At 67.0% G+C, this 13,723-nt stretch carries 17 protein-coding genes; 8 read left to right on the plus strand and 9 right to left on the minus strand.

What is annotated here, in order from left to right; translation table 11 throughout:
* The first annotated feature begins 2 nt into the window (after positions 1-2).
* Genes AB0H36_RS27645 through AB0H36_RS27655 form a run of 3 tightly spaced genes read left to right on the plus strand, consistent with a single transcriptional unit; the run spans position 3 to position 2,637 of the window.
* A complete protein-coding gene (locus tag AB0H36_RS27645) occupies positions 3-1,532 on the plus strand; it encodes a TraM recognition domain-containing protein (RefSeq protein WP_360529630.1) in 1,530 nt (509 codons plus the stop codon).
* Positions 1,529-2,029 carry a hypothetical protein gene (locus AB0H36_RS27650; protein WP_360529450.1) on the plus strand — a complete coding sequence of 167 codons (501 nt, stop codon included), beginning with the start codon at positions 1,529-1,531 and terminating at the stop codon, positions 2,027-2,029. Before AB0H36_RS27645 ends, AB0H36_RS27650 begins: the two co-directional genes overlap by 4 nt.
* Positions 2,026-2,637 (plus strand): hypothetical protein, encoded by a 612-nt coding sequence (locus AB0H36_RS27655; protein WP_360529453.1) that lies wholly within the window; start codon positions 2,026-2,028, stop codon positions 2,635-2,637. The genes AB0H36_RS27650 and AB0H36_RS27655 overlap by 4 nt, the downstream gene beginning before the upstream one ends.
* Positions 2,638-2,796: 159 nt before the next feature.
* Here the strand turns inward: AB0H36_RS27655 and AB0H36_RS27660 are convergent, their stop codons facing one another.
* The 6 genes from AB0H36_RS27660 to AB0H36_RS27685 all read right to left on the minus strand — a co-directional run bounded on the left by AB0H36_RS27660 (position 2,797) and on the right by AB0H36_RS27685 (position 6,215).
* Entirely contained in the window at positions 2,797-3,132 is a 336-nt protein-coding gene (locus AB0H36_RS27660; protein WP_360529456.1) for a hypothetical protein, read from the minus strand.
* An 85-nt stretch (positions 3,133-3,217) separates the two neighbouring features.
* Positions 3,218-4,102: a Fic family protein gene (locus tag AB0H36_RS27665; protein ID WP_360529459.1), complete on the minus strand. Its 885-nt coding sequence runs from the start codon at positions 4,100-4,102 to the stop codon at positions 3,218-3,220.
* Positions 4,095-4,298: an antitoxin VbhA family protein gene (locus tag AB0H36_RS27670; RefSeq protein WP_360529462.1), complete on the minus strand. Its 204-nt coding sequence runs from the start codon at positions 4,296-4,298 to the stop codon at positions 4,095-4,097. The genes AB0H36_RS27665 and AB0H36_RS27670 overlap by 8 nt, the downstream gene beginning before the upstream one ends.
* Positions 4,299-4,388: 90 nt before the next feature.
* A complete protein-coding gene (locus AB0H36_RS27675; RefSeq protein ID WP_360529465.1) occupies positions 4,389-4,754 on the minus strand; it encodes a hypothetical protein in 366 nt (121 codons plus the stop codon).
* Between the two features lie 145 nt (positions 4,755-4,899).
* A complete protein-coding gene (locus AB0H36_RS27680) occupies positions 4,900-5,100 on the minus strand; it encodes a hypothetical protein (RefSeq protein WP_360529468.1) in 201 nt (66 codons plus the stop codon).
* Positions 5,097-6,215 (minus strand): SAM-dependent methyltransferase, encoded by a 1,119-nt coding sequence (locus AB0H36_RS27685; protein WP_360529471.1) that lies wholly within the window; start codon positions 6,213-6,215, stop codon positions 5,097-5,099. The genes AB0H36_RS27680 and AB0H36_RS27685 overlap by 4 nt, the downstream gene beginning before the upstream one ends.
* 326 nt (positions 6,216-6,541) lie before the next feature.
* On the opposite strand from AB0H36_RS27685, the gene AB0H36_RS27690 reads away from it, so the two are divergent.
* Positions 6,542-7,444 (plus strand): helix-turn-helix transcriptional regulator, encoded by a 903-nt coding sequence (locus tag AB0H36_RS27690; protein ID WP_360529474.1) that lies wholly within the window; start codon positions 6,542-6,544, stop codon positions 7,442-7,444.
* 36 nt (positions 7,445-7,480) lie between these two features.
* Here AB0H36_RS27690 and AB0H36_RS27695 read toward each other — a convergent pair whose 3' ends face one another.
* Entirely contained in the window at positions 7,481-8,683 is a 1,203-nt protein-coding gene (locus AB0H36_RS27695; protein ID WP_360529477.1) for a helix-turn-helix transcriptional regulator, read from the minus strand.
* Positions 8,684-8,884: 201 nt separating this feature from the next.
* Between AB0H36_RS27695 and AB0H36_RS27700 the strand changes: the two genes are divergently transcribed.
* The 3 genes from AB0H36_RS27700 to AB0H36_RS27710 all read left to right on the plus strand — a co-directional run bounded on the left by AB0H36_RS27700 (position 8,885) and on the right by AB0H36_RS27710 (position 11,418).
* On the plus strand, positions 8,885-10,243 hold the full coding sequence (locus AB0H36_RS27700) for a hypothetical protein (protein ID WP_360529480.1): 1,359 nt from the start codon (positions 8,885-8,887) through the stop codon (positions 10,241-10,243).
* 416 nt (positions 10,244-10,659) lie between these two features.
* Positions 10,660-10,860: a hypothetical protein gene (locus AB0H36_RS27705; RefSeq protein ID WP_360529483.1), complete on the plus strand. Its 201-nt coding sequence runs from the start codon at positions 10,660-10,662 to the stop codon at positions 10,858-10,860.
* Between the two features lie 348 nt (positions 10,861-11,208).
* Positions 11,209-11,418, plus strand: a complete 210-nt coding sequence (locus AB0H36_RS27710) for a DUF397 domain-containing protein (RefSeq protein WP_360529486.1) — start codon at positions 11,209-11,211, stop codon at positions 11,416-11,418.
* Between the two features lie 127 nt (positions 11,419-11,545).
* On the opposite strand, the gene AB0H36_RS27715 is transcribed toward AB0H36_RS27710, so the two are convergent.
* Positions 11,546-11,809: a GNAT family N-acetyltransferase gene (locus AB0H36_RS27715; protein WP_360529489.1), complete on the minus strand. Its 264-nt coding sequence runs from the start codon at positions 11,807-11,809 to the stop codon at positions 11,546-11,548.
* A 158-nt stretch (positions 11,810-11,967) separates the two neighbouring features.
* Complete coding sequence (locus AB0H36_RS27720; RefSeq protein ID WP_360529492.1) at positions 11,968-12,309, minus strand: helix-turn-helix domain-containing protein; 342 nt, start codon at positions 12,307-12,309, stop codon at positions 11,968-11,970.
* Between the two features lie 81 nt (positions 12,310-12,390).
* Here AB0H36_RS27720 and AB0H36_RS27725 point away from each other — a divergent pair, with 81 nt between their 5' ends.
* On the plus strand, positions 12,391-13,593 hold the full coding sequence (locus AB0H36_RS27725; RefSeq protein ID WP_360529495.1) for an MFS transporter: 1,203 nt from the start codon (positions 12,391-12,393) through the stop codon (positions 13,591-13,593).
* Positions 13,594-13,723: the final 130 nt, after the last annotated feature.

The following is a 13,723-nucleotide window of genomic DNA, read 5'->3' on the forward strand; positions in this document are numbered from 1 at the left end:
CGATGGCGATCGCCCAGGATCTTCTCTCCGGGCCGCCGCTGCCGCTGATCATTCTCGGCGTGGGCCTCGCCGCGGCCGTCGTCGTCTTCGCGAGGCGCCAGGAGCGGTCGTCCACGAACGGCAAGGGTGGGCTGGCGACGTGGCGGGATCTGAAACCGGCCGTCTCAGCTAAGAGCGCCTTGAAGGCCGCTCATCAGCGCGTCCCGCAGCTGGCCGGCATCACCGACATCACCGCTGCCACCGTCCGCCTGGCCGACTACGGCAACGTCGCCATCCATGTTCAGCACGAGGATGGGGTCGTCGTGATCGGGCCGCCGCGGTCTGGCAAGACGACCTTCGTGGCCAACCCGCTCACTGCCGAGGCGATCGGCCCGGTCGTTGTCACCTCAACGAAGCCCGACGTGCTCAAGGCCACCGTACGGTCCCGCCACGCGCGCGGAGCGGTGTGGCTGTTCGACCTCGACGAGATCGCCGGCGCGGCCGCGCGCGACACTCGGCCGCTGCGATGGAACCCCGTCGTCGGCTGCGAAGACCCCGAGGTCGCGGCCCGGCGCGGGGCGGCCTGGGCAGCGGCCCAGCCGATGGGCAACGTCAAGAACGGCGACTGGTTCAACCGGAAGGCCGGCGGCGTACTGAGCCGGCTGCTGTGCGCTGCCGCTCTCGACAATCGCCCGGTGACCGATCTGCTGCTGTGGGCCAACGAGCTGGGCAGCACCGAACCTGTCACCATCCTGCAGCGGCACGGCCGACGAGAATGGGCCACCGCACTGAAATCCGTCGGCAGGTCCCGGGCAGGGGAGTCGGTCGACTCGATCAAGCTCACGCTCGAGGATCTGCTCGAACCGCTGAACTCGCCCCGCGTCGTGGAAGCGATGAGCGCCACAGGGGAGGAAAGCTTCGACCCCAGCCGGTTCCTCAACGACGCCAACAGCCTCTACCTGATCGCGGCCGAAGGCGCCGAAGCAACGGCGGCACCGTTGTTCACGATGCTGGTGCAGGAGGTCATGGTCGCAGCCAAGCTCCGCTCGCAGATGCCATCCAGCGAACTAGGGGGCAGCGGCAACGGCTTCCTGTGGCCACCGTTGCGCTGTGTCCTGGACGAGGTGGCCAACGTCGCCCCGCTGCCGACGCTCGAACAGCACATGTCCGACTCCGGTGGCCGCGGCATTCAGCTGTGCGTGATCGCCCAGGCGTTCTCGCAGTTGAAGAGGCGCTGGGGACCCGAGGGCGCCGAGGCCATCCGGACACTGGCCACGACACGGCTGTATCTGCCCGGCATCGACGAACGAGAGATCTGGGACTACCTGGAAGCGCGGGCCGGGCGCAAACAGGTCACGCAGACCTCGACAAGCCGCAGCCAGCAAGGAACCTCGACCTCGACGCAGAAGGTGTGGGAGCCCGTCCTGCCAGCCAGCGAGGTCCCGCGGATCCCGGTCGGCACCGCCTGGATGATCTACCGGAACCTGCCCGTCGCACACGTCAAACTCCGATTCCACCACGACGAACAGATCGCGCAGGGAGCACGCCGATGACTTCCGATGCCCCGACAGTCGAAAGCCGTCTCGATGACATCGAGGAGGCGCTGGGGATCCTGATGGAGCCCAACACCATGACGGAGAACCCTTCCGCATGGACAGCGCTCCACAAAGACCCCGACCAGCGAAGCAAATACCTCGACTACGTCGCGGGCCGGTGGGCGTGGATTGTCGAGACCTACGTGGTCTCACGGGCCACCGGCAGCCAGGGCGCCGGAGCCCACACCTATCAGGCCGTTGCCGAGGCCCGCTGCTGGATGCACCACCCCGCCGTGGTCGAGGAGGTCTGTGCCCTGGTTGCCGCATGGACCGAGGCCTACCATCGCAACAGCAAGCCAACCAGCGATCCGATCAATTGGCACGACCGCTGGCTGCCGAACTGCATCGCCCGCATCGCCGACTACGGGATCGCAGAATGCGTGACAGATCAGACATGTCACCGGACGGGCGAGAAGTACCCCGAACCGGCCGACGACACACGAGTCCCAGCATGATCGCCGGACTCGACACCCGTCCGATCGGGCGGGTCACCAGCGTCCAGACGATCAACCGCCACGTCGCGCGGATCCTCACCCAGTGGCGTGAAGGACAGGCATCCGGGCCACTGTGGTTCGGCCGGAATCGCCGCCCCGAAGCCGTCATCCTCCCCGGCGATCTCGGCCGAGCGGTTGCCGACGCTGCCATGGATAGCATCGACCTCGACCGGGCCAGCGAACTCCAACTACGGGCCGTCTCACCCCGCCTCGCTCCAGAGAAGCTGACAGAACTGTGCGGCGACGCCGTGCAAGCAGCGCTGATCGCCGGCGCCTGCAAACCCGCGGCACGTGAGCTCGCCGCGCTACAGGAGACGGACCCAGACCTGATCCCCAGCCTGATCGGACACCTCGCCCAGGGCGCCGATCAGGCGGCCGTGACACGACTGCCCGACGTCACCAGGCGCATCGCCCACCGCGACCCCGCCACCTGGATCAGCTACTGGAGCAGCAACGACGGTGCACTGCTCGCACTGGTACCCGCCCCGACCTGGCTACGACGTCTTGTCGCGACCGGCCCACAGGAGCCACCTCCACACAGCGGCCCGGAGCGCGCCGAGAACCCATAACTTAAGGTCCCGATCCCCTCCTGGACCGCTACGAAAGACTGGGCTGGCTCACCGATCGGGCCGGTACGACGAACGATGCCGATCGCGAAGCCGTTCACGAGGCCACCGGGGCGCGACTCGAGGACGAGCTCACCCAACCGCGCCGGGCTGCTGTAGGACTTACGCAGACGCCCTCTGACCGAGAAAGGTGCCCATCGCAACCACCGCTGAGATCCCCGCGACGACGAGTGTCAGGCCGGGCCGCGTCAGGAGACCGGCGGCCACGAGGCCGCCAGCAACGCCCGCCCACAGGGCAACCCCGACACCATGCGGGCGGCGCCTGACGATTGCCGCCCGCGCCAGGACAACCAGCAAAGCGGCCGCCGCTACGACCAGCGCTGCGACCACAGCAATCTGGAACACCAGGGCATAGCGAGTCGAGGTCAGCAGCCCACCGAACGCCACAAAACCCATGGCGAGCAGGAATCCGCCTCTCATCAACCCGAAGATGCTCATCTCACCATTGTCACCCGACGCACCGACAGTGCACGGGACGACGGCGAGCCACGGCGAGGCCGGAGGTCACCGGGTGAGCCTGCTTCTACGAACGTTCCATCCCCTCGGTGCCGACGGACCGCTCCATTGACCCTGGGTCGGTCTTTGCCGTCTGGGAGCGCTCCTGCGCCGTCTGCTCCTGCCGCTCGACGTAAATGCGTGCCTGATCCGCCAACCGGGGCCGGGCACGCCGGGGCGAAGCATCTGTTTGCGCATTTTCCAGGCCGGCTGGATCGGCTTGGCGAGTACGCCGAGCATCCCGCTGCAACTGGGGGTCCCTTCCCAACCGCGGCGCGGGACCGGCACCGGCCATCGGATGCACCACCGACGCGAGCATGGCCTTCATCGGTTCCCGATCGCCATGGCCGGCTGCCCGGCAGACCGCGTCGTTCTGCTGGGCGGTGACCGCGTTCCAGTCGATCGTGAAACCTGAGTGCTCGGCCAGTTGGGTGAGGAAGATCCGCTGGGCCCGGCCGTTTCCCTCGCGGAACAGGTGCAGGTGATTGACCTCGTCGTATGTACGCGTGAGTTTGTTGACGAACTCGTCGACAGGCATCCCCGGACGGAAGTCCCGCTCGGCGATCTGCTCGAACGTCGCCGGCACACCTACCGCAAACCGCTGGCACGGAAAGAACGCGGCGGGATCATCCGGTTTGCTCGTATTGACCGTTCGCCACTCGCCCGCCCACTCGTAGACGTCCTGGAAGAGGTGCCGGTGAATCGCCCGCAAGTGACGTTCGTCGAACGATGGCGGGATCGGTTCGGCGGCTAGCTCAAGGGCGCGGAATTCCGCGAGGTCGTGCTCCGCCGCATCCAAGTCCTCCTGGGTGCGTGCCGCGACCTTGTTCGCGAGCACGCCCCAGCGTTCGTCCAGGTAGGGATCGTCGTTGGCTTGGAGTTGCCGCTGGATCTCGTCGGCGGAGTCAGGCAAGTCCGTGAAGGGCCTTGGTGCGCTCGCCGAGCTCCTCGAGAGTGATCTCGCCGGCGGCGTAGGCGTCCTGCAGCGCGCGGGCCGCCTCGGTGCTCCGGCCGCCCTCAAGGGCCGTGCTGTGCCGTACGGAGGTAACAGCGCCGGTCCGCCGAGTAACCTCGGCATCGCTCACGCGGCCGCTGGTCCGGATCGCCATGCCAGTCGCTCCTCTCGTCTTCCCCCAGTCTACCGGCTCACCCTGCCATGAGTCCCAGCTCCACGTCTGCCTGCCCCTCCAGGCCATATTTCAGCCCGCGGTGACAACGACATCAGTCGCAACGTCAGGCTCCACAACCGCCCACACGTAGCCAAGCGGCGCCAGGTCGTAGTTGCCCTCGGCATCGGGCTCGATCCAGAACACAGCTTCATCGACCCGTTGCACTCGAACCCGATCATCGACCCAACTCAGCCGATCCACCTCATCATCGCCCGGCATCAGCTGCCGCTGGCGCTCGGCGATCGCATCCATCACCCCGCGGGCCACCACTGGCGTCGCCGAACCATTCCACGGCTCCCCAAAGCGGACCGCACCATAAACCACGACGTAGCGCTCCCGCTGTGGGTCCCAATCCCAGTCACCGGCGAACATCGAGTCCGGATATTGCTCGGGCATCGAACGCTCCTTTATGACACCAGCTAGACACTATCAGTTTACAGCGCTAGCGCCGTATTCTCAAGATGCGAAGTCCCAGACAGCCCAGTCGCACGCGCCCGAGCTGGGTAACGAGCCGACTCCTGAGGCCGCATCGGCGAAGTGGTCATAGCTGGGGACGGGGGTGTTGGATGCGACTGCGAGCGTCTGGATCGTCGTCGGGGTTCCAGGTGGACTGCAGGGTCGAGCGGTGGCGTGTGCTGGTGGCCATGCCGAGCACGTGCCGGATGGCGTCGAGCTTCTGCTCAGGCGACATGGCGTTGTCGAGGATCCGGCCGACTTCGGCGACCTTTTCGCCATCGGTCACGCGTTATTGTCGGCAGGCGCCAGCTCACGCCGGGGGAGCGCGGTGGGAGGCGTGAGCCCTCGCGCCGGCATGCTCTCCCAGCCGGTGACGATCGAGCGGATCTCGTCGGGCTGGAATTGCCACCGACCCCTCGGGCCAGTGGTCGACGGCAGGAGGCCGTTCTCGGCCAGTCCGATCACCTGGTACCTGCTGTAGCCGGTGATCTCCGAGGCCTCGGCGACGCCAACAGAGCCTGGCGGAGGAGAGGGCGGCACAGATCCTGTGACGCGCCCTACGCCGCTGACGACCCACGAATGCAACAGGGTGCCGGACTGAGGGTCGATGGCTGGGTCATGCTCGAGCCCCTTGGCGAAGCCCGCCATCTTCTGCTTCGGGAAGAGGCTCTTGATCTCGTCCCGGGTGCGGAACCGGAGAGTGTCGACCGGCGTGCTGGCGATCATCTGCTCGAGGTGCTCGGCGCATGCGGCCGCGGCCTCGTCGTCGGGTCGCAGCAGGTGGGAGGAGATGGTGTAGGAGCCGTTCACGAGCTGGTCGATCCAGCGCTGCATGATGCCTGCGGCCTGATTCGCCGTACCGGGGTAGTGGATCCAGGCGTCGCCGTGGATCAGGACGATCGGTTGAGACCAGTCGAGCCATCCGTCGATGTCTGGGTGCTTGCGGATCTCGTGGGGCCGGAAGATGTCGGCGGAGATCACTCGTACTTGGTCGGCCAACGCGGCGTCATCAGGCCGCCGCAGGGCGCGGCTGTGGCGGTCGATGACGAGGTGGTCAGTGACATACAGGACCTTGCGGAGCGGCTTCGAGGGCAGGACGACCCGGTGGGTGTCCTGGACGCCGGCGGTTGTTGGGAAGCCTGGTCCGCAGTGGATCCACTGTTTGAGGCGAGCGCGGCTTGACAGCCGCCGTATGGCGTCGACCTGGAGGCGCTCGCTGGCCTTGAAGAGATCCGCCACGTCGGGAACGGACTTGGCCACCTCCGCAAGCAGATTCCGCTCGGCCGCGTAGTGGTCTTTCCCACCGAGGGCTGCATCGCGGAAGCGAGCGAAGTACCCCCGGGCCAGCACGGCCTGGTCCTTCGCCACCTGACCCCAGTCGATGATTTCTGGCGCTTCCACAGGGCAGCATCTCCTCTCGTGCGGAGCCCCGGGCGTGGGTGGCGGCTTGGGGCTAACGGCGTGGCGAGCGCAGAAGCAGGTCGCTCGTGTGCCCGCCACGCCGGCAGGGGAAGAGTCCTCGACCTCTCGGGGTCTATGCCCCGTCTGTGACAGCCCGGGCAAGGTCGTGGACTCACGTGCGGGAGACAGTGAAACAGTGAACGACCACGAATGCAACGTTTCGTTTTTGCGTGTTGCGCTTTAGCATGTCATGGGTCGGGCCACGACAGGAGCCTGATCAGCGGGTAGCCGTTGCTAAGGTTTGGTCGCTTCAGGAACGAGGTCAGATGACGACGCAGCCAACCATCGGTGCGACGGTCTCGCGGATCCAGCTCGGCCGGCACCTCCAGGAACTTCGTGAGCGCGCCAAGCTCTCTCTGCGGAAGGTTGCCGAGGAGCTCGAGGTGTCAGCGGCCAAGTGGTCGCGGGTGGAGAACGGCGAGACATCAGTTCGCAGTCTCGATGTCGCGCACGCATGCAGGATCTTCGGCGTCGCCGACGACGAGCTGGTGCACTCGCTGATGGACCTGGCGAAGCAGACCAAGGCCAAGAGCTGGCTCGACTCCTACGCCGACGTCGTGAGTGAGCACTTCGCGATGTATATCGAGCTGGAGGCAGCAGCAAGCCAGCTCACCTGGTACGAGACCGACCTCGTTCCCGGTCTCCTGCAGACCCGTGAGTACGCGAGCGGCATCATGGCGATCGAACGCTTCACGGGGACAGAGCTGGACGCGGCCGACCTGGAACGCAGGCTCCAGGTTCGGCTGACCCGGCAGAAGATTCTGACCCGGGAGTCGGGTGCACCTGTCCTCAGGGTGGTGCTGGGCGAGGCAGCGCTGCATCGTCGCATTGGCGGGCCAACGACGATGGCCGGCCAGCTCGCTCACCTGTTGAAGACGGCGCGGCTGGGCAACGTGGAGATCCGGCTGATGCCGCTTGAGCGGGAGCATGCGGGCCTCACCACGGGCCCGTTCATCGTGCTGGACTTTCCGCCGCGCGGAAATGGGCGCCTGATCGAGCCGTCCACTGTCTACATCGACGGCTACGCAGGGTTTCTGTACCTGCAAGAGCCGGAGCAGGTGGAGCTATATCAGGCGGTGTGGACCAATGTTTGGGACACCGCACTCACCGCACGACAGTCCATCGACTGCATCAAGCAGAGGCTGAAGGAACTGCAGCAGGTCGGCTGAGCGGTCCTCGAAACCGACGTCGAGGCAGGCACGGGCTCAGGTGCTGAGTGCCATTCGCCGGGCGAGATGGCGAAGCTTGGGCGAGGGCCGGCGGCCGCGATGGAGGAGATCGGTGACGAGCTCGCGAGCCATCGGCCGGTTGTGGACGTGCGCGGGGGCGAGGCGCTCGGCTTCCAGGAGCGCTTCGAGGGCTGCGTCGTCACGGTGCGCCATGCCGAGGCTTCTAGCTCGGCAGGTCCAGTAGTGGGTTCGGCGTTCGGTCGATCCCATGGCCTCGACCGGCACTCGGTCTGCTAGGCCGAGCGCATCCTGCGGATGCCCGAGCTCGACAGCAGTTTCAAGTGCATGGAGGGCGACGTTCGGCGCGTTGAACTGGGTTTGCCAGGGGTTGCCAGTCGCCGGAGCGACGCGGGCGGCTTCGGCGAGGTGGCTGCGGACGTCGGCTTCGGCCCACAGCCGGGAGCTGGCGACCGCAGCGCGCAGGTGCATCGCTCCCCACAGCGCGGTGAGGGTGGCGTCACGGCCGACGTACGGGTCGAGCCGGTCGATACTCTCGACGGCGGCGGCCTTCGCGGAGCGCAGGGCGTCGCCGCCGGCGTGCAGCCACACCCCGCACAGGTCCCACGAAGCGGCCGCGAGCGGTGCCGGTGCTCCGAGAGCTTCGGCGGTCCGCACCTCGAGCTCGACCGCGGTCCAGGCGAGGTCATGGTGACCGGTGAGGTCGGAGGTGACGCGGGCGATGTGGCAGACCCTGACGAAGAGGGTGGCGAGTTCGTCGTGCGCGGCTCCTTCGGTCGCGCGAAGGGCCGCTGAGACGTCGTCGACCAGGGACGGCATGATCCCGCCCAAGGTCCCGAAGTCGGCAGCCTGACGCAGACTTTCGGCCGCGACGATCTCGGCGCGAAGGTCGGACAGCACCCGGGGGGCGCGAGCCGTGTCGCGGAAGTGGGGCATCAGGGCACGCTGCAGCGCGAGCCGCAGCGCCGGGATGCCGTTGTGGCCGGAGTCGAGATCGGGGCTGGCGTGCCGGTACGGCTGGCCGGTGAGCTCCACCATTTCGACGCCGAGGACGTCGGCGACCCTGTCGAGGACGCTGAACCGGTCGAGCGGGATCACGCCGCGCTCGGCCTGGCTGACCCAGCTCACGGAGTAGCCCAGTGCGTCCGCCAGCTGGGCTTGGGTCCAGCCCCTGCGTTTGCGGGCGCGGGCGATCCGTTGCCCTGTGGTCGTCGCGGTCATCGCTCTCCCTGTGGTCAGGTCCGCCTTCATTCTCCCATCTGGGCGGTTACTGGCCGTGGACTCGCAGAAACTCTGCGACTCGGATCTCTGGACTGCGACCACAATCGGTCACATAGCGAGAGCAGTCCGCTACGTCAAGAGGCGCGAGGAAGATTCTGGCCCCGCGCCGTGGGAGTCACCCAGTTCGGGGAGGAGCTGGCCGTGAGAACCGAGCACCGGCATCCGTTGGCGGCGCTGCGTGCCGAGATGGGGGTGACGGCCGAGCAGTACCTGGTCCTGGTCGACCGCGAGCACCAACGACTCGGGTACGGCGCGATGGCGATCCGCCGGGAGAAAGTGATCCGGTGGGAATCCGGCGCCAACGCGCCGGATGCGGCGGCGCAGCATGCGATCGCTGAGCTGCATGGCGTCCCGATCGCCACGGTGAAACAGGTTCGCTGGCCTGACTGGCTGAGGCATGCGTTCCACGATGACCACGCCGTACTTCATTCACCGTGGACTCCTGCAGGTACGGTGGTTTCGACCGCCGCTGCCGCGCAGGGAGGCTCGATGGATCGTCGCGCATTTCTGATCGCTTCAGGTGGGCTGCTCACCTCGATCGGCACCGAGTGGTCCGGAGCCCTGGATGCTGACGCATCCACTCAGGCCTCGACCGGGCGGCGCCCGCTCACAGCAGCAACCCTCGACCGGCTGGAACAGCGCCTGGACGATCTGCGCCGGCTGGACGACAGTCTCGGCGGCGGCGAACTGAGGCAGCTGGCGACCGCAGAGTTCACCCTGCTCAGCCGGCTCGCCGACGACGCGCTGTACGGCGACGCGATCGGGCAGCGGCTGTTCTCAGCACTTGCGGAGTCGGCTCGGATCTGCGGCTGGCTCCACTTCGATGCAGGGCGGCACTCGGCCGCGCAGTCGTACTACATCTCCGCGCTTCGGGCATCGGCCTCGGCCGGCGACGCGGCCTGCGGCGCCAACGTGCTGGCGTTCATGGCGATCCAGGCCTACTCCGTCCCCGGTGGCAACCCGCAGGATGCGGTGAACCTCGTGCGCACGGCCCAGCAGCAAACCCGCCGGGCGACACCTACGGTGCGGGCGATGCTGCACATGCGCGCCGGTCGCGCGCTGTCCAAGACCGGCGACCGCATCGGCTGTGCACGCGAGCTCGAAGCGGCGAGATCGGCTTACGAATCGGGCTCTGGCGACGGGGATCCGCCGTGGGCGTACTGGATGTCGGCGGGTGAGATCGAGATGATTGCGGCCTCGTCCGCGCTCGAGCTGGACGACCCACGCCAGGCGCTAGAGTACTTCGCCGCGGCGCGCGAGAGCGCGTACGCCTCCGATGGCTACGCCCGGGACAACGCCCTGTACCTGGTGCGGTCGGCCGAGGCACACCTTCGGCTCGGCGACGTCGACGCCGCCTGCGCGGTCGCCGGTGAGGCCCTGGACCAGATCGACGGTGTCGACTCGGCCCGGCCGAGCGGCGCGCTCGCGGACTTCACCCTGCAACTCCGTCCGTACGGCTCGGCGCGATCAGCGCACGAGTTCCTGGCCCGCGCCGGGTAGTCCGGTCGGCAGTTCAGCGAGCCCGCTGCAGTGCCCATTGGGCATGGTGGCGGGCTCTCTTGTTCCCGCTCTTCTTGCTGTCAGCAACGACTAGTTGAGTGCACGGAAACCCTTTGTGTCCAGGGCATCTGGCCCGAACGCAACAAGGACGCAACAGCTCGCCATGACGCAACAGCGACGCAACAGCGGATCCCTTGGCGACCGCTGACCTGTTCCGGTTTGGTGGTTGAGCAACACACCACGGGCCGGGTTTCCTCCCACCGATCCCGGCCCGTGGCTCCACTCAAATCGGCATCTGGGGAGCAGAGTCTGATGGACGGCTTTGAGGTGAGCGGCTTCGAGGTGCTGGCTTGGTCGGCCAGCTACCTGTGGTTCTTCATCCTCCGCGACATTCGTCGCGAGATCCGGGATCTGCCATGACGACCGCGACAGCGCCGGTCGCGCCGCTGCGCATCGTCAGGGTCTGGTTCGGGCCGCACATCATCGCCGAGTACCGCGCCGAGGCCGGGCTTGCCGGTCGGTACGCGGCCGCGATGGCAAGGCGGTTCCCGAGCCTCAATGTGACCAACCAGCCGACCAACCCGCCGCTCGCCCAGGCGCCGGACTCAGCGTCATGATCGCGGCGTGCGGGCTGGCTGGCGCCGCGCCAGTTCCTGATCCAGCGGAATCGGCCGCTCCTCAACGCAGGTACTCCTCCTCAATGACCTGCGCCGGCCGAGTTCCGCTTCCCGGTGCCCTGTCCGCGCGCCACCCCTGTGGGTTGCACGGCCAGGGCACCCCCGAAGCCGGTGGGCGACCGGGCTGAACCAGTGAGTGCGGTCGTCCGCCGTTCCAGCCCCGGGATCGGGCGGGATCCCGCCGAGGGCCCTGCCGTCCCCCACACCGCCAAGGGAGTGGGGGACGGCGTAGGGGCCGAGTCGCCACCAAGTGCACCGCGTCCCAGGCGCGTGATCGAAAGGAAGCAAATGACCAACCCCACCCATGCTGCCTGGCGCAAAGCCACCCGCAGCAACGCCAACAACAACTGCGTCGAGGTAGCCCTCATGCCGGACGGGGGAGCGGCGGTCCGCGACAGCAAGGCGAACGGCAACGGCCCGGTCCTGCGGTTCACCGCACCAGAGTGGGACGCGTTCAGGGCAGGGATGAAGGCAGGGGAGTTCGATCATCCGGCCTGATGTAGCTTCCCAGGCGACAGTTCCAATTCCCGCGACTGACTTCCAACGCGATTCCACTTGGAAATGAGTCGGGGAACTCGGGTCGGCAAGTCTTACCGACACGTTGCGCGGCTCAGTGGGACTGAAGCTACCTCGGCGGAAAGGGGGAAGCGGGTTGGTCGCGCACATTTGGCGAACGGTTGGCCAGGCCCCGACCCCAGTGATCACGCCCCAGGCGCCAGCCGACCTCAACCGCCGGTAGTACCTCAGGCAAGAAGTTGGGCACTGAAAGGCCGGTGAATCCGGCCAGCTCGCCCGTGGACCGGATCTCCACCGCGAACAGGCCGAAGCCCCGCGAGTCGCACTCGCGCTCCCATGCCTGGACTCCGCTACGCGTCTGCTTCCTCGTCATGCTTTCTCCCGTCACGGATCCAACACGTGATCTCGGGATCGCCGTTGACGGCAACCATGCGCAAAACGTCCTCCGCGCGCCAGCGCCGCAAGATCAACCTGGGGGTTTCGCCTGACCATCCGGTCATTTTTGCGTCCTGGGATGAGTACGGTTGCGCGCTACCGCGATTCTGTTGCTGCGATCAGGTCTAGCAGCCCGGGGAAGCGGTCGTTCAGGTCGTCGACCCTGAGGCGGCTGCGTCGTTCGAGCCCGTACTGCCGCTGATGGATGACCCCCGCTTCGCGTAGCACCTTGAAGTGGTGAGTGAGGCTCGACTTGGGACGGTCGAAACCGAACCATCCGCACGGGTGGTCGAACTCATCTGAGTCGAGCAGCAGCTTGCGGGCGATTGTCATGCGCAAGGGCTCGGCCAGCGCCGCCATCACCGCCTCGAGGCGCAGGTCGTTCGCGGCAGGCTCCGGCAGGAGGGGCGGCAGCTCAACAGCGTCGACAGCATCCATACGGATCAGCCTACCAACTTGTACGAGTATTTTCGTACTACTACCGTCACAGTACGAAAATACTCGTACAAGGAGACAGTGGTGACGACGAAGGCAACCCCAGTCCACTCCCGGGCCGCTTCGGCCTGGCAGCTCTCGCGCGCGGCGTGGGCGGTGACAGCCGTCTTCGCGTTGTCGAACTCACCGACTCCGTTGTACGTGTACTGGCAGCACAGGGTCGGCTTCTCCGCCGGGACACTGACGGTGATCTTTGCCGCCTACATCGCCGGACTTGTTGCGGCCCTGCTGGTCGCCGGTCGAGCTGCAGACTTCTATGGCCGCAAGTCGGTGGTGGTGCCGGGGATCCTGGTGGCACTGGCCTCAGCCGTTCTGTTCATGGTCGCCCAGAACGTCGCGGTTCTGCTGATCGCTCGACTCCTGGTGGGCATCGCGGTCGGCGTTGTCGTGTCCGCCGGCATGGCCGCCGTCGTCGACCTTGGCGGCGAGTATCGACGGAACCTGACCTCGATGCTCGCCTCGATCGCGATGGTCTTCGGCGCCGGCCTCGGCCCACTCCTCGGCGGGGTTGTCTATGAGGTCACGGGGTCGCCAGTTGTCCCGGTGTTCAGCATCAACGTCGTACTGCTGCTCCTCGCGCTCGGCGGGTACGTCGGCCTACCTTTGGCGCGATCCACCCCGAACGCCGGGTTCCCGTGGCCGCGTCTTCCCCGCGTCCTCGAGCAGCACCGCAGGCATGTCTCAACCGGTGCGGCGGTCTTCGCGCCCGGCCTCACCGCGACATCGTTCGTCCTCTCGCTCGGTCCGTCCCTGCTGATCCTTGCCGTGGGCAACACCTCGCCCCTGCTGGCGGGCGGAGCGGCGTGCGTGATGTTCCTAGCGGCAACCGGATCACAGCTTGCGCTCACCAAGCTCCCGGTCCACCGGCTCTTCGCCCTCGGAGCCGCAAGCACGGTCCTCGCCGTGAGCGCGGTCGCCCTGACCGTTACGACGAAGAATCCTTGGCTCTTCGTCGCCGCCGCGGTCTTCGCGGGTACCGGACAAGGCCTCGGCCAACTCGGCGGACTCCGACTCATCGCCCACCACGTCGACAGCAATCGCCGGGCCGAAGCCAACGCCGCACTGAACATCAGTGCCTACCTGCCCGCCGCCATCCTCACGGTCGCAACCGGCTACGCGGTCGGTCAGTGGGGCATGCCATCGGCAGCCACCATCCTCGCCGGAATCGTCGGTGCGCTTGCGCTCGTCCTGGGGATCGCAAGCTACCGGCTCAACTGCGGAGAGTAGGACCAGCTCGATGATGCACCGCAATGCCACGCTCTCGCCGAAAGAACGCCGACGGCTTCTCGAGTGATGTCGCACGCGACCGATCGCGCATGTCGCCGCCCCGAGATGGGAATCTCGCGAACCACAGCTT

Source organism: Kribbella sp. NPDC050820 (genome assembly GCF_040653975.1).
Lineage (GTDB): Bacteria > Actinomycetota > Actinomycetes > Propionibacteriales > Kribbellaceae > Kribbella.

Coding starts and splice junctions, on each gene's coding strand:
- AB0H36_RS27645 (WP_360529630.1), top strand. CDS start 3: ATGGCGATCGCCCAGGATCTTCTCTCCGGGCCGCCGCTGCCGCTGATC.
- AB0H36_RS27650 (WP_360529450.1), top strand. CDS start 1,529: ATGACTTCCGATGCCCCGACAGTCGAAAGCCGTCTCGATGACATCGAG.
- AB0H36_RS27655 (WP_360529453.1), top strand. CDS start 2,026: ATGATCGCCGGACTCGACACCCGTCCGATCGGGCGGGTCACCAGCGTC.
- AB0H36_RS27660 (WP_360529456.1), bottom strand. CDS start 3,132: ATGAGCATCTTCGGGTTGATGAGAGGCGGATTCCTGCTCGCCATGGGT.
- AB0H36_RS27670 (WP_360529462.1), bottom strand. CDS start 4,298: ATGGCGATCCGGACCAGCGGCCGCGTGAGCGATGCCGAGGTTACTCGG.
- AB0H36_RS27675 (WP_360529465.1), bottom strand. CDS start 4,754: ATGCCCGAGCAATATCCGGACTCGATGTTCGCCGGTGACTGGGATTGG.
- AB0H36_RS27690 (WP_360529474.1), top strand. CDS start 6,542: ATGACGACGCAGCCAACCATCGGTGCGACGGTCTCGCGGATCCAGCTC.
- AB0H36_RS27695 (WP_360529477.1), bottom strand. CDS start 8,683: ATGACCGCGACGACCACAGGGCAACGGATCGCCCGCGCCCGCAAACGC.
- AB0H36_RS27705 (WP_360529483.1), top strand. CDS start 10,660: ATGACGACCGCGACAGCGCCGGTCGCGCCGCTGCGCATCGTCAGGGTC.
- AB0H36_RS27710 (WP_360529486.1), top strand. CDS start 11,209: ATGACCAACCCCACCCATGCTGCCTGGCGCAAAGCCACCCGCAGCAAC.
- AB0H36_RS27715 (WP_360529489.1), bottom strand. CDS start 11,809: ATGACGAGGAAGCAGACGCGTAGCGGAGTCCAGGCATGGGAGCGCGAG.
- AB0H36_RS27720 (WP_360529492.1), bottom strand. CDS start 12,309: ATGGATGCTGTCGACGCTGTTGAGCTGCCGCCCCTCCTGCCGGAGCCT.